Origin of the sequence: Ensifer sp. ENS03 (genome assembly GCF_014852035.1) — a bacterium.
Taxonomy (GTDB): domain Bacteria; phylum Pseudomonadota; class Alphaproteobacteria; order Rhizobiales; family Rhizobiaceae; genus Ensifer; species Ensifer adhaerens.
Window position 1 is genome coordinate 636470 of the sequence record NZ_JACVAV010000001.1, and the last position, 14526, is coordinate 650995.

At 62.6% G+C, this 14526-nt stretch carries 12 protein-coding genes; 7 read left to right on the forward strand and 5 right to left on the reverse strand.

Annotated features, from left to right (window positions below; translation table 11 throughout):
* The first annotated feature begins 19 nt into the window (after nucleotides 1–19).
* The 6 genes from IB263_RS03150 (at nucleotide 20) to IB263_RS03175 (ending at nucleotide 6078) form a co-directional block, all read left to right on the forward strand.
* On the forward strand, nucleotides 20–1033 hold the full coding sequence (locus IB263_RS03150; protein ID WP_113554013.1) for a carbohydrate ABC transporter permease: 1014 nt from the start codon (nucleotides 20–22) through the stop codon (nucleotides 1031–1033).
* 1 nt (nucleotide 1034) lies between these two features.
* Nucleotides 1035–2180, forward strand: a complete 1146-nt coding sequence (locus IB263_RS03155; RefSeq protein ID WP_113504855.1) for a carbohydrate ABC transporter permease — start codon at nucleotides 1035–1037, stop codon at nucleotides 2178–2180.
* Between the two features lie 28 nt (nucleotides 2181–2208).
* Entirely contained in the window at nucleotides 2209–3861 is a 1653-nt protein-coding gene (locus tag IB263_RS03160) for an alpha-glucosidase family protein (RefSeq protein ID WP_371814046.1), read from the forward strand.
* Nucleotides 3862–3910: 49 nt separating this feature from the next.
* On the forward strand, nucleotides 3911–4999 hold the full coding sequence (locus tag IB263_RS03165; protein ID WP_060516511.1) for an ABC transporter ATP-binding protein: 1089 nt from the start codon (nucleotides 3911–3913) through the stop codon (nucleotides 4997–4999).
* A gap of 228 nt (nucleotides 5000–5227) precedes the next feature.
* Entirely contained in the window at nucleotides 5228–5635 is a 408-nt protein-coding gene (locus tag IB263_RS03170) for a hypothetical protein (protein WP_034800789.1), read from the forward strand.
* Between the two features lie 77 nt (nucleotides 5636–5712).
* Nucleotides 5713–6078 (forward strand): GFA family protein, encoded by a 366-nt coding sequence (locus IB263_RS03175; RefSeq protein ID WP_192437583.1) that lies wholly within the window; start codon nucleotides 5713–5715, stop codon nucleotides 6076–6078.
* Between the two features lie 59 nt (nucleotides 6079–6137).
* On the opposite strand, the gene edd is transcribed toward IB263_RS03175, so the two are convergent.
* The 5 genes from edd to IB263_RS03200 all read right to left on the reverse strand — a co-directional run bounded on the left by edd (nucleotide 6138) and on the right by IB263_RS03200 (nucleotide 13171).
* Complete coding sequence (gene edd, locus IB263_RS03180) at nucleotides 6138–7958, reverse strand: phosphogluconate dehydratase (RefSeq protein ID WP_112975983.1); 1821 nt, start codon at nucleotides 7956–7958, stop codon at nucleotides 6138–6140.
* Between the two features lie 195 nt (nucleotides 7959–8153).
* Nucleotides 8154–8852 carry a 6-phosphogluconolactonase gene (gene pgl / locus IB263_RS03185; RefSeq protein ID WP_060601914.1) on the reverse strand — a complete coding sequence of 233 codons (699 nt, stop codon included), beginning with the start codon at nucleotides 8850–8852 and terminating at the stop codon, nucleotides 8154–8156.
* An 8-nt stretch (nucleotides 8853–8860) separates the two neighbouring features.
* Nucleotides 8861–10336 (reverse strand): glucose-6-phosphate dehydrogenase, encoded by a 1476-nt coding sequence (gene zwf, locus IB263_RS03190; RefSeq protein WP_034800796.1) that lies wholly within the window; start codon nucleotides 10334–10336, stop codon nucleotides 8861–8863.
* 96 nt (nucleotides 10337–10432) lie between these two features.
* Nucleotides 10433–11719, reverse strand: coding sequence for an FAD-binding oxidoreductase (locus IB263_RS03195; RefSeq protein ID WP_192437585.1), 1287 nt, complete (start codon nucleotides 11717–11719; stop codon nucleotides 10433–10435).
* Between the two features lie 15 nt (nucleotides 11720–11734).
* The gene (locus tag IB263_RS03200; RefSeq protein ID WP_034800800.1) at nucleotides 11735–13171 is read right to left on the reverse strand and encodes a glutamine synthetase family protein; all 1437 of its coding nucleotides are present in this window, start codon (nucleotides 13169–13171) and stop codon (nucleotides 11735–11737) included.
* 123 nt (nucleotides 13172–13294) lie between these two features.
* Between IB263_RS03200 and IB263_RS03205 the strand changes: the two genes are divergently transcribed.
* Nucleotides 13295–14479 (forward strand): NAD(P)/FAD-dependent oxidoreductase, encoded by a 1185-nt coding sequence (locus IB263_RS03205; RefSeq protein ID WP_192437587.1) that lies wholly within the window; start codon nucleotides 13295–13297, stop codon nucleotides 14477–14479.
* Nucleotides 14480–14526 lie beyond the last annotated feature (47 nt).

Genomic DNA, 14526 nt, shown 5'->3' on the forward strand with positions numbered 1-14526 from the left:
CGAGGGGGAGGGACATGTCATGTTGTTTCAGCTTCTAATAGCTGCAGGGTTCATGTTGGGCGGGGTGATTGGCTGCGCCGCCTACTTCTGGGGAACCAGCTTCATTCTCGACCTGATCTTCCCGTCGAAAGGGAAATCCGGCGCTGTCGCCTCGAGAAACCTGCGCATCACCAACGCCATCCGCCCATGGCTGTTCCTGGGCCCGGCGCTGTTCGCGCTGACGATCTACCTTATCTATCCGGTCTTCATGTCGCTCTGGTACAGCGTTCATGATCGCGCAGGCCAGAACTTCGTCGGCTTCAGCAATTATGTCTGGATGGTCAACGACGGCGAGTTCCGCCAGTCGATCTACAACAACTTCCTCTGGCTGTTGGTGGTCCCGGCGCTGGCGACGTTCTTCGGCCTGATCATTGCCGCGCTCACCGATCGCATCTGGTGGGGCAATATCGCCAAGACCTTGGTCTTCATGCCGATGGCGATCTCGTTTGTCGGCGCCGCGGTCATCTGGAAGTTCATCTACGATTTTCGCCCCGAGGGTGCCGAACAGATCGGTCTGCTGAACGGCATCGTCGTTGCCTTCGGCGGCGACCCGCAGGCCTGGATCACGCTGCCCTTCTGGAACAACTTCTTCCTGATGGCGATCCTCGTCTGGATCCAGACCGGTTTTGCCATGGTCATTCTGTCGGCGGCCCTTCGTGGCATCCCGGAGGAAACGATCGAGGCGGCCGTCATCGACGGCGCCAATGGCTGGCAGATCTTCTTCAAGATCATGGTGCCGCAGATCTGGGGCACGATCGCCGTGGTCTGGACGACCATCACCATCCTGGTGCTCAAGGTCTTCGACATCGTTCTCGCCATGACCAACGGCCAGTGGCAGAGCCAGGTGCTTGCCAACCTCATGTTCGACTGGATGTTCCGCGGTGGCGGCGACTTCGGTCGGGGGGCGGCGATCGCCGTCGTCATCATGATCCTCGTCATTCCGATCATGGTCTGGAACATCCGCAATGCGGCCAAGGAAATGAAGGGGCACTGAGATGAATCCAGCGACACGCTCTCCCCTCATCTGGGTCGTCCACCTCTCGGTCTTTTTGATCGTCGCACTCTGGACGCTGCCGACCGCGGGCCTCCTGATCTCGTCCCTGCGCGACAAGGATCAGCTCGCCGTCTCCGGCTGGTGGACGGCGCTTTCGACCTCGTCGCAGAACATCGTCGTTCGCGCACCCGGCCCGGACGCCCAGGTCGAGCGCGACGGCAAGTTCGTCATTTCCGGCAACCTGCTCGACGGGCAGGCGGGGCAGATCTCGGCCTTCGGCTTTAACAGCCGCGAGCCGACCGCGTTCAAGGCCGGCGAAACCGCCGAACTCAACGACGGCGAAAAGCTGAGCGTGCAGGCCGACGGCAATTTCGAGATCGTCTCCGACAAGAAGATGGAAGGGTCGCGCGGCCAGCGCGTCTTCATAACCGCGTCCTCGCCGCCACGCTTCACTTTTGAAAACTACGGCGAAGTCTTGAGTGCCGAAGGCATCGGCCGCTCCTTCATCAACTCGCTGACCGTCGCCATTCCCGCGACGATCATCCCGATCATGATCGCCGCCTTCGCAGCCTATGCGCTTGCCTGGATGCCGTTCCCGGGGCGGGCAATCCTGATTGCCGTCGTCGTCGGTCTGCTCGTCGTGCCACTGCAGATGTCGCTGATCCCGCTCTTGAAGCTCTATAACGGCGTCGGCGCCTTCTTCGGCGTGCCGGCCAAGACCTATGTCGGCATCTGGCTGGCGCATACCGGTTTCGGCCTGCCGCTGGCGATCTACCTGCTTCGCAACTACATGGCCGGCCTGCCGCGCGAAATCATGGAATCCGCCCGCGTCGATGGCGCCAGCGATTTCGATATCTTCGTCAAGATCATCCTGCCGCTGTCCTTCCCGGCGCTCGCTTCCTTCGCGATCTTCCAGTTCCTGTGGACCTGGAACGACCTGCTGGTCGCCATCGTGTTCCTGGGCGCGGGGCCCGACGAACTGGTTCTGACCGGCCGGCTCGTCAACTTGCTCGGTTCACGCGGCGGCAACTGGGAGATCCTGACGGCCTCCGCCTTCATTACCATCATCGTTCCGCTGATCGTCTTCTTCAGCCTGCAGCGCTATCTCGTGCGCGGCCTGCTGGCGGGCTCGGTCAAGGGCGGCTGACATCTAAGGACTTTCGACGACAATGAGCATGACCGAAATGAGCACTTCCACTTTGCAGGCCGATCGGGATTGGTGGCGCGGCGCGGTGATCTACCAGATCTATCCGCGCTCCTACCAGGACTCCAACGGCGACGGCATCGGTGACCTCAAGGGCATCGTTGCCCGCTTGCCGCATATTGCCGCCCTCGGTGCCGACGCAATCTGGATTTCGCCGTTCTTCACCTCGCCGATGAAGGACTTCGGTTATGACGTCTCCAACTATAGCGATGTCGACCCGATCTTCGGCAGCCTCGCCGATTTCGACGCGGTCATAGCCGAGGCGCACCGCCTCGGCATCCGGGTGATGATCGACCTCGTTCTCTCGCACACGTCGGACCAGCATCCCTGGTTCGTCGAAAGTCGGTCGAGCCGGACGAACGCGAAGGCTGATTGGTACGTCTGGGCTGATTCCAGGCCGGACGGCACTCCGCCCAACAACTGGCTGTCGATCTTCGGCGGCTCGGCCTGGGCGTGGGATCCGACGCGCCTGCAATATTACATGCACAACTTCCTGACCTCGCAGCCGGACCTCAACCTGCACAATCCGGAAGTGCAGGATGCGCTGCTGGCCGTCGAGCGTTTCTGGCTGGAGCGCGGCGTCGACGGCTTCCGCCTCGACACCATCAACTTCTATTTCCACGACAAGCAGCTGCGCGACAATCCGGCGCTGGCGCCGGAGCGCCGCAACGCCCAGACCGCACCGGCGGTCAACCCCTACAACTATCAGGAACATCTCTACGACAAGAACCAGCCGGAGAACCTCGAGTTCCTGAAGCGCTTCCGCGCCGTTATGGACGAGTTCCCGGCGATCGCTGCGGTCGGCGAAGTCGGCGACAGCCAGCGCGGTCTGGAGATCGCCGGCGAATATACCTCCGGCGGCGACAAGATGCAGATGTGCTACGCCTTCGAATTCTTGGCGCCGGATCCGCTGACACCGGCGACGGTCGCCGAGGTTCTCCGAAACTTCCAGAAGGCGGCGCCAGAAGGTTGGGCCTGCTGGGCCTTCTCGAACCATGACGTCGTGCGCCATGTCAGCCGCTGGGGAGCGGGCGTTGCCGATCGCGACGCTCATGCGAAACTGCTTGCGAGCCTTCTGATGTCGCTGCGCGGCTCGGTCTGCATCTATCAGGGCGAGGAACTGGCGCTGTCGGAAGCCGAGCTTGCCTATGAAGACCTGAAGGATCCCTATGGCATCCAGTTCTGGCCGGATTTCAAGGGTCGCGACGGTTGCCGCACACCGATGGTCTGGGACGGTGCCACGGTCAATGGCGGCTTCGGCAGCGCAAAACCCTGGCTGCCAGTTCCGGCCGAACATCTCGCCCGCGCCGTGTCGGCGCAGCAGGGCGATCCGGCCTCGGTGCTCGAGCACTACCGTCGCTTCCTGCATTTCCGCAAGGCGTATCCGGCGTTTGCCAAGGGCGAGATCGAGTTCCTGAGCACGGACGGCTCGGTGCTTGCTTTCGTGCGCAGCCACGGCAACGAGAAGCTTTTCTGCCTGTTCAACATGAGCGGCGTGCCGGCTGCGGCCACGCTGCCGAACGAGCCGGTGGCTGCATTGGAAGGGCACGGCTTCGTGTCCGAGGTCAAGAACGGAACGGTGCATCTGCCGGCCTGGGGCGCCTACTTCGCGCGGCTGGTGTGAAGGCAGATGACAACAGAGATAGACGGGAAGAACCGAAGAGGAGGGTGCAATGACGGGTCTGCTGCTTAAAGATATCCGCAAGTCCTACGGCGCGGTCGATGTCATTCACGGCATCAATCTCGACATCAAGCAGGGCGAGTTCATCGTCTTCGTCGGCCCGTCCGGCTGTGGAAAGTCGACGCTTCTGCGCATGATTGCGGGTCTCGAGGAGATCACTGGCGGCGACATGTTCATCGACGGCGAGCGCGTCAACACCGTGCCGCCGTCGAAGCGCGGCATCGCCATGGTGTTCCAGTCCTACGCGCTGTATCCGCACATGACCGTCTACGACAACATGGCTTTCGGCATGCGGATCGCCAAGGAAAGCAAGGAAGAGATCGACCGTCGCGTGCGCAACGCCGCCGATATCCTGCAGCTGACCAAGTATCTCGACCGTCTGCCGAAGGCGCTTTCCGGCGGCCAGCGCCAGCGCGTCGCCATCGGCCGCGCCATCTGCCGCGACCCCAAGGTCTTCCTGTTCGACGAGCCGCTCTCGAACCTCGACGCGGCCCTTCGTGTCGCCACCCGCATCGAGATCGCCAAGCTCAGCGAACAGATGGCGGGCACGACGATGATTTACGTCACTCACGACCAGGTGGAGGCAATGACGCTCGCCGATCGCATCGTCGTGCTGTCGCAGGGGCACATCGAGCAGGTAGGCCCGCCGCTCGAACTCTATGAGCGTCCGGCCAATCTGTTCGTCGCGCGCTTCATCGGCTCGCCGGCGATGAACATCATCCCTTCGACGATCACGGCGACCGGCGCGCAGACGACGGTGAAGCTGACCGGCGGCAAGAGCGTGACGCTCGATATCCCGACCGACTCCTCGCAGAACGGCAAGATTGCGAGTTTCGGTGTTCGCCCGGAAGACCTGCAGGTCTCGACAGGCGACGACTTCCTGTTCGAAGGCACGATCTCGATCGTCGAGGCGCTCGGCGAAGTGACCCTGCTCTATATCGAGGGTCTCGTCGACAAGGAGCCGATCATCGCCAAGATCCCCGGCATCCTGCCGGTTCACCGCGGCGACAAGGTGCGCTTCACGGCCGACAAGGCCAAGCTCCACCTCTTCAACGACGAGGGCCGCAGCTACCGCGTCTGAAGCAATTGCAGGAAAAGTGCGAAGCGGTTTTCCGTCCGGAATTGCGGCCTACTTCCAAGGAAGCGTGCGAAGCGGCTTTGCGTTGAGGATTGCGTAACCAAGATTCCTGGTCACGAACTTGCTCCGCCCGGTTTTTGCCGGGCGGTTTTTCATCCGGTCGTCGGACCAACCGTCTGTTAAATCTCTGCCGCTAGTCTGTATCAAAAGGGGATATGGAAAGGCATTTCGATGAACGGCGCGGCACCTGTCTTGCAGCACTTCCTGAACAAGGAAGAGTCCTTCATGTACGATCGGGAGACCAGCTTCCCGATGGAGGACACGCGAAACGAGGCGCGCATCGAATACACTGAGAAGGGCATGACGCAACTGAGCTCTCGTCGCTGCGAAATCATCAAGCTTTCGAAAAGCGGCGCGCTGATCAGCATCCTCACGCAGTACCAGCTGCCACAGAATTTCTACCTGGATATCCCGAGCGCACGCATCCAGATGGTCGGCTGCCTGTTGAAGCGGGTGCATGCCAACAACGTCATCGAGGCGCGCTTCCTGCGCATGCTGACGGACCGCGACCTCAATCGTATCTTCGTCTACAGCAGCCATCCGAACCACCGCAACCGGACGCTCGACATCTACCGCTGAGTGCCATGCTGGGCTTGACGGCTCCACCGCGCTCAATGGATGGTTGTGGTCTCAATCAACGGATTCGGACCTGAACCATGCAGCGGCCCTATCTGCTTTCGTGCCATTGCGGCGATATCGCCGTCGAAGTCGACGAAGAGCTTACCGGTCTCGTCGACTGCAATCGCTCCACCTGCCGGCGCTCCGGCTTTCTGCACTGGAAGGTGGATGCCGCCAAGGTCAAGCTGCTGACCGAAAAGCGTCGCCTGTCGAGCTACATCTGGCGCGGGCTCAACGAGGGGCACCATTTCTGCCCGACCTGTTCGACTCCGATCATGCGCAGCGGCTATCCGGATAACAAGATCTCGATCAATGCGCGCTGCATCGAGAGGGTCGATGTCTTCACGCTGGAAATCGAGCGCTATGACGGGCGCAACGACATGTTCCCCGGGCCACTGCCCTGAGCTTTTCACGATCGTTTGAAGACCAAGCGCCGCCCCAACGGGAGCGGCGCTTTTCTATGTCAGTGGAAGAGAACGCTGGCGCCCTGATCAGCCGCACCCGCGATCGCGCGGAACGGCGCGAACAGCTCGCGGCCCATGCCGAAGTCGTTGTCCGAAAGATCCGCATGCGCGGGCACACGTGTCTTGAGTGCGATGTCCTCGACCAGCACCTCGATCGTTCCGGCAACAGCGTCGATGCGGACGATATCGCCTTCCTGGATGCGAGCGATCGGGCCGCCGTCCTTGGCCTCCGGCGTCACGTGGATTGCCGCCGGCACCTTGCCGGAGGCGCCGGACATGCGGCCGTCCGTCAGGATGGCGACGCGCTGGCCGCGGTCCTGCAGGATGCCGAGCACGGTCGTCAGCTTGTGCAGTTCCGGCATGCCGTTCGCCTTCGGACCCTGGAAGCGCACGACGGCGACGAAGTCGCCCTCGAGCTTGCCGGCCTTGAAGGCGGCATTGAGCTCGGCCTGGTCGTGGAAGATCTTGGCAGGCGCCTCGATGATGTGACGGTCCGGCTTGACGGCAGAGATCTTGATGACGGCCTTGCCGAGATTGCCGGTCAGCATCTTCAGGCCGCCCGAATGCTGGAACGGCTGATCGATGGTCGCAAGCACCTTCGGGTCAGCGCTTTCCTTCGGCGTCGGCACGCGTTCGACATTGCCGTTGGCGCCAAGCCGGACGTCGATCTTGTAGGCGTCGAGTCCCTGGCCGACGACGGTGCGCACGTCGTCGTGCAGCAGGCCGGCGCGAAGCAGCTGGCTGATCAGGAAGCCCATGCCGCCGGCGGCGTGGAAGTGGTTCACGTCGGCGAGCCCGTTCGGATAGACGCGGGCCAGCAGCGGAACGATGTCCGAGAGCTCTGAAATGTCCTGCCAGGTGAGCAAGATGCCGGCAGCCCGCGCCATGGCGACGAGGTGCATCGTGTGGTTGGTCGACCCGCCGGTCGCATGCAGGCCGACGACGCCGTTGACGATCGAGCGCTCGTCGATCATTTCGCCCGCCGGGGTGAACTCGTTGCCCATGGCGGTGATCGCCAGCGCCCGCTTGGCGGCTTCCTTGGTCAGCGCGTCGCGCAGCGGCGTGCCCGGATTGATGAAGGAAGCGCCGGGCAGGTGGAAGCCCATGATCTCCATCAGCATCTGGTTGGAGTTGGCGGTGCCGTAGAAGGTGCAGGTTCCCGGTCCGTGGTAGGACTTGGATTCCGCCTCGAGCAGTTCGTCGCGGCCGACCTTGCCTTCGGCGAACAACTGGCGGACCCGCGCCTTCTCGTCGTTCGGTAGGCCCGAGGTCATTGGTCCGGCGGGAACGAAGATCGCCGGCAGGTGGCCGAAGGTGAGCGCTGCGATCACGAGGCCCGGCACGATCTTGTCGCAGACGCCGAGATAGACGGTGGAATCAAACATGTTGTGCGACAGGCCGACGCCGGCGGCCATGGCGATCAGGTCGCGGGAAAACAGCGAGAGCTCCATGCCCGGCTGCCCCTGCGTGACGCCGTCGCACATGGCCGGCACGCCGCCGGCAACCTGTGCGACGCCCCCTGCCTCGCTTGCCGCCTGGCGGATCAGCGCCGGATAGGTCTCGAACGGCTGATGCGCCGAAAGCATGTCATTGTAGGAGGTGATGATGCCGAGATTGGCCACGCGGTCGCCCGCAAGCGCTACCTTCTCGGCGGGGGAACAGACCGCAAATCCATGCGCGAGGTTGCCGCAGCCGAGCACGCTGCGATGCGGACCGCTCGATGCCGCCCGGCGGACGCGATCGAGATAGGGCTCGCGGTGGGGTTTCGAGCGCTCGACGATGCGAGCCGTGATCGAGGCAATGCGGGAATCGGCGGACATGACAAATCCTGTTCCGGAGTCTTCAGACTCCTCATCTTCATCCAGTCATCGTCCGGAGCGCGGCGAGCTTGGGAGAGCGCAAGCCGCGTCCCGGCGTTTCTCAGAAACACCTGTCCATTCCGACGGGAGCGTGCCACCGGCTGAACGTGTCTCCAAAGTTCCTATCGGGCCGGTTCGGCCCAACATCATTCCGATCTACGGCGCCCAGTAAATCTGCACCGGCGACGCGGCGCGGCGCAGCATCGCGCGGATCGGCATGTCCTTCTCGTCGCCGGCTTCTTCGGCCTTGGCGAGAACCGTCTTCTTGCCTTCGCCTTCGATGTGCAGCACCAGAAGCCGCGCATCCTGGAGGCTGGCAAAAGTAAAGGTCAGCCGGGTTTCGCCGGCACCCTCGGCTTCCATCGTGATCACGCCGCGCGGCGTTGCCGGATCGATGGCGCGCGCGAGCTGCGATCCGCCCGGGAAGAACGATGCAGTGTGCCCGTCCGTTCCCATGCCGAGGATCGCCACATCGAACGGTGCACCGATCTTCGCCGTTTCCCGGCTTGCGAGATCAGCCGCGGCCTCCGCTGTCGGGGCTGCCTGGTAGAGCGGCAGGAAAGTTGCTGCAGCGGCCTTGTCCTGAAGCAGGTTGGCCGCCACGAGGCCATGGTTGGAGCGGTCGCTTTCCGGCGGCACGAAGCGTTCGTCGACCAGCGTCACCGTCACCTTGTCCCAGGCGATGTCCTTCTTCGAAAGCGCCTGGAAGAATGCCTTGGGCGTGGAGCCGCCGGAGACGGCGATGCTTGCGGAGCCGCGTGCGGCGACACCGGCAGAAAGAGCGCTGCTGACCGCATCGGCAAGGCCTTGCGCCAGTGCCGCGCCGTTTTCGAATGTATGAAGCTTAGACGTCATCGGCGCACCTATATCGCGTCGTTCCAGGTCCGGCCGTCACGCTCGATCAGCGCAATTGACTGGCTCGGACCCCAAGTGCCGGCGGTGTAGCCCTGAACCTGCTGCCCGGTTTCTTCCCAGGCCTTCAGGATCGGATCGACCCACTTCCATGCGGCCTCGACCTCGTCGCGGCGCACGAACAGCGTCTGGTTGTTGCGGATGACGTCGAAGAGCAGCCGCTCATAGGCATCGGCATTGCGCACGGCGAAGGCTTCGGCAAAGCTCATGTCCAGCGAGACGCTGCGCAAGCGCATGCCGCCCGGGCCCGGATCCTTGATCATCAGCGACTGCTTCACGCCTTCGTTCGGCTGCAGGCGGATGACCAGTTGATTGGCCGAGATGCGGCCGGCATTGCTGTCGAAGATCGAATGCGGGATCTGCTTGAAGGTGATGACGATTTCCGACATGCGACCGGCAAGGCGCTTGCCGGTGCGGATGTAGAAAGGCACGCCGGCCCAGCGCCAGTTGCTGACTTCCGCCTTGATCGCTACAAAGGTCTCGGTGTTCGAAACGCCGCCTTCGAGTTCTTCGAGGTAGCCCTTGACCGGGCCGCCGGCCGAAGCGCCGGCGCGGTACTGGCCGCGCACCGTCACCTGCTCGACATTCGACGAGGTGATCGGCTTCAGCGCGCGCAGAACCTTCAGCTTCTCGTCGCGCACCGCTTCGGCGTCCATCGAGGTCGGCGCTTCCATGGCGACGAAGCAGACGAGCTGCAGGATGTGGTTCTGCACCATGTCGCGCAGCGCGCCGGCCTTGTCGTAGTAGCCGGCACGATTTTCAAGCCCGACGGCTTCCGACACGGTGATCTGCACGTGGTCGATATGGGCCGAGTTCCACAGCGGCTCGTAGAGCGCGTTGGCAAAGCGCAGCGCCATCAGGTTCTGCACCGTCTCCTTGCCGAGATAGTGGTCGATGCGGAAGATCTGCTCTTCGCGGAAAACCTTGCCGATCGTGTCGTTGAGTTCGGTCGCAGAGGCGAGGTCGCGGCCGATCGGCTTTTCGACGACGATGCGGGTGTTCTTGGTGATCAGCTTGTGATCGCGGATGCGCTCGGAGATGTCGCCGAAGATCGCAGGGCCGACGGCGAGATAGAAGGCGCGGATGCGCTCCTTGCCCTCTTCGAGGATCTTCTTCAGCGAGTCCCAACCCTGGTCGGACTTGGCGTCGACGGAGACGTAGAACAGGCGTGCAGCGAACTTCGCGACTTCCTCTTCCTTGTACTCTTCCGCCTTCAGATGTTCCTTCAGAGCATCGACGGCAAACTTGCGATAGTCCTCATGGCTGAGTGCCGCGCGCGAGGCGCCGATGATGCGCGTCGGCTCGGTGATCTGGCCTTCCAACTGGCGGTGATAGAGCGCCGGCAACAGCTTGCGCTCCGCAAGATCGCCGGTGCCCCCGAACACCACATAGTCAAATGGTTCGACGGGGATGATCTGGCTGCTCATGGGATATCTCGATCTGTTCAGGTCAGGGGCACATATAATCTAATCGATTTAAAGGCGCTAGAGTGCGGCGCAATAAAATGCCGCCGCAAGCGTTTTTCAAAACCTGTCGCGTAATGCGTACCAGCTAAGCGCGAAGAAGAGAAGGGCGGAGCGGAACCGGGTTCCGCCCGGAAAAGCCGGGATTTTCAGAGCCTTCAAGAGGTCGAGCTCGGTGCCCTTGCCGAGCGCCAGGTCCGCATAGAGCTTGCCGCAATAGTTGGAGAGCATCACACCGTGGCCGGAATAGCCGCCGATCGAGGTGACGCCCGGCATGACCTCGCGACAAAAGGGGGTGCGCGGCATGGTGATACCGACGGAGCCGCCCCAGGCGTGGGTGATCTCGACATTGGCGAGCTGCGGGTAGATCTCGCTGATCTGCCGGCGGATATGGGTGGAGATGTCGCGCGGATTGTCGGCCGTATAGGCTTCGCGGCCGCCGAACAGCAGCCGCCCATCCCGCGACTTGCGGAAGTAGCGCACGACGAAGCGCGAATCGTCGACCGATTCGCCGCCGGGAATGACATCAGGGTGGTCCGAAAGCACCGTCGTCGCGCCGATGAAGGAACGGATCGGCATGACGTGGCTGGCGCTCACCGGCTCCAGGTTGCCGATATAGGCATTGCAGGCGACGAGAACGCGGTCGGCGGTGATGGTGCCGCGGTCGGTGGCAATGACGATCGCGCCACCCTGGCGGTCGATTTTCAGGGCCTTGGTCTGCTCGAAAAGGTTGGCGCCGGCCAGCGCTGCCTGTTTCGCAAGGCCGACCAGCAGCTTCATGGGGTGGATATGGCCGGTGCCGGCATCGCGAATGCCGAAGTGGTAGTGGTTCGATCCGAGCCGGCTTGCTGTTTCCTCGCGCTCCATGAAAGTCAGATGCGGATAGCCGAAGCGCGCCGCCATCGCTTCGGCATGGTCGCGATAGTCTTTTTCGAGGCTTTGCTTGTGCCCGACCGAGAGCTGGCCTGGCACGAATTCGATGTCGATCCCGTTCCCGTTCGCGAAGTCGAGCACGTAACGCTTGGCGTTCTCGGCCATGTCGAACAGTGCCTGCGCCCGCTCATGGCCGACGCTTTCCTCCGTCTCATCCGCCCAGGCGCGCTGACCTGTGCCAAACTGGCCGCCATTGCGGCCAGAGGCGCCGTCGCCGAAGCGGCAGGCGTCGATCAGGGTGACGTCGACGCCTTGCTTGGCAAGGTTGTAAGCCGCCTGCAATCCCGTATAGCCGCCGCCCACGATCGCGACATTGGCTCTCCGCGATCCCGGCATGGCCGGATACTCCGGTCGGTCCGGAACCGTCGCCTCATACCAGGAATAACCGGGCGAGATCGGGCTTTGCCAGGACATGGAGAACCTCTGAGGTCAGACGTTGAGAAGCAGGAATTCGCGCTCCCAGGGACTGATGACCTGCATGAAGGTCTCGAACTCGCCGCGTTTGACGCCGGCATAGATGGCGATGAACTCCGGACTCAGCACCTCGGCCAGCGACGGTGCCGATTCCAGCAGGGCCACGGCTTCGAGCAGGCCGCGGGGCAAGTCGATCTCGCCCTCGTTGGCCGTGTCCTCGGTCGGCGCCGTCGGTTCGCGCTGTTCGATGATGCCGAGATAACCGCAGGCAAGCGAGGCCGCGAGCGCCAGATAGGGATTGGCATCTGAACTCGGCAGCCGGTTCTCGATACGCCGGGCGACCGGCTCCGACACCGGGATGCGGAAGGCGGTGGTGCGGTTGTCGTAGCCCCAGGCGGTGTTGACCGGCGCCGACATGTCGGGCGTCAGTCGGCGGAAGGAGTTCACATAGGGCGCCATCATCACAAGCGTGCGCGGCACATAGTGCTGCATGCCGCCAATGAAGTGGAAGAATTCCTTCGATGCGGAACCGTCCGGGTTGGAGAACAGGTTGCGGCCGGTGTTGATCTCGACCACCGACTGGTGAATGTGCATCGCCGAGCCCGGCTGGCCCTGCATGGGCTTCGCCATGAAGGTGGCGTAGATGCCGTGTTTCAGCGCCGCCTCGCGGATGGTGCGCTTGAACAGGAACACCTGGTCGGCCAGCTCGATCGGATCGCCATGGCGCAGGTTGATCTCCAGCTGCGCCGGCCCTTCTTCGTGGATCAGCGTATCGATCTCGAGACCCTGCTTCTCCGAGAAGTGGTAGATGTCGTCGATCAGTTCGTCGAATTCGTTGATGCCGGCGATCGAATAGCCCTGGCCGCCGAGAATCGAGCGACCGGAGCGGCCCTTCGGTGGATGCAGGGGATAATCCGGATCGTCATTGGTGGCGACGAGGTAGAATTCGATCTCGGGTGCTACGACCGGCTTCCAGCCTTTCTGCTTGTAGAGATCGACCACGCGCTTCAGCACGTTGCGCGGCGTGTAGCTGATCTGTTCGCCCTGCGAGCCGACGATGTCGCAGATCACCTGCGCCGTCGGGTCGGTCTCCCAGGGCACGACCGAAAGGGTCGAGAGATCGGGCACGAGCTTGATGTCGCTGTCGCGGGAATCGTAGCGGAACTGGCCGGTTTCGTCTGGATATTCGCCCGAGATCGTGTGGCGATAGACGGCGGACGGCAGCGCCAGCGAGGTATTGGAGGTGAACTTCGAGGTCGGCATCATCTTGCCGCGCGGAACGCCGGCAAGATCGGGCGTGATGCATTCGACGTCTTCGATGCCGCGGATCTTGAGCCAGTCCGTGGCTTCCTTCCAGGTCTTTACACCTCGGAGGGAGTGGAGGGCGGGAGGTATTTTCGAAGTTTTGCTGATTTTCGTTGTTTGTTGGGCAGCACTTCTCTTGGAGGGCATAAATCACCGGTTTTGGCTTCGGATAGCGCATCATAACCACAGATTGGCAATTGGCTAGATGGGCTTGATCATTGACTTTCTGCTTTGCCCCCGGAATGGAAGGACAAACGAGCGGAGTGTTTCGTGGCTGAAAAGACAGATGTGGTCATCATTGGCGCCGGTGCCGCCGGCATGATGTGCGCCATCGAGGCGGGCAAGCGCGGCCGCCGCGTGGCCGTGCTCGACCATGCCAAGGCGCCGGGCGAAAAGATCCGCATCTCCGGCGGCGGCCGCTGCAATTTCACGAACATCCATGCGGGACCGAAGAACTTCCTGTCGACCAACCCGCATTTCTCAAAGTCGGCGCTGGCGCGCTACACCCCGCGCGATTTCCTGGCTCTTGTCGAAAAGCATGGCATAGCCTGGCACGAAAAGACCCTCGGCCAACTCTTCTGCGACCATTCGGCGAAAGACATCATCAAGATGCTGCTTTCCGAAATGCGTGACGTGCATGCCGATCTTCGCCTCGAAACGGCGATCGAGAGTGTCGAGCGCCATGGCGCCGGTTTTCGCGTGATGACGGGCGAGGGGCCGATCGATGCGCAGTCGCTGGTCGTTGCCAGCGGCGGCAAGTCGATCCCGAAGATGGGGGCGACCGGGCTTGCCTACCGGATCGCCGAGCAGTTCGGTCTCGGGCTCATTGAAACGCGGCCCGGTCTCGTGCCGCTGACGCTCGACCCGGCGCAGCTCGAAGCGATCGGGGAACTGGCCGGCGTCGCCGCAGATGCGGAAGCGCGGTCCGGCAAGACGGCGTTCCGCGAGGCGGTGCTGATCACCCATCGCGGCCTGAGCGGCCCTGCGATCCTGCAGATATCCTCCTATTGGCGCGAAGGGCAGGAGATCGTGCTCAGGCTGATGCCCGACATCGACATTGCCGCGATCCTGAAAGAAATCCGCCGCACCCACGGCAAACAGGCGGTGCAGACGGCGCTCGGCGATATCCTGCCGCGGCGGCTGGCACAGTTTTTCGCCGACGGCGCAAAGCTGACCGGGCGCCAGCTTGCCGACCTCTCGGATAAGGCCATCAATCAGCTTGCTACCTTTATCCAGGCCTGGACCATCAAGCCAGCCGGTTCGGAAGGCTACCGGACGGCCGAAGTTACGCTTGGCGGCGTCGATACCAACGGGCTCGACTCCAAGACGATGCAGGCCAAGGCGGTGCCGGGGCTCTATTTTGTCGGTGAGTGCGTCGATGTGACCGGATGGCTCGGCGGCTACAATTTCCAATGGGCCTGGGCATCGGGCTTTGCGGCCGGCCAGGACGCCTGATCTCCCCGCTTTTGGCGGATCGAGCTTCAGTGATTGTTAATGTATCT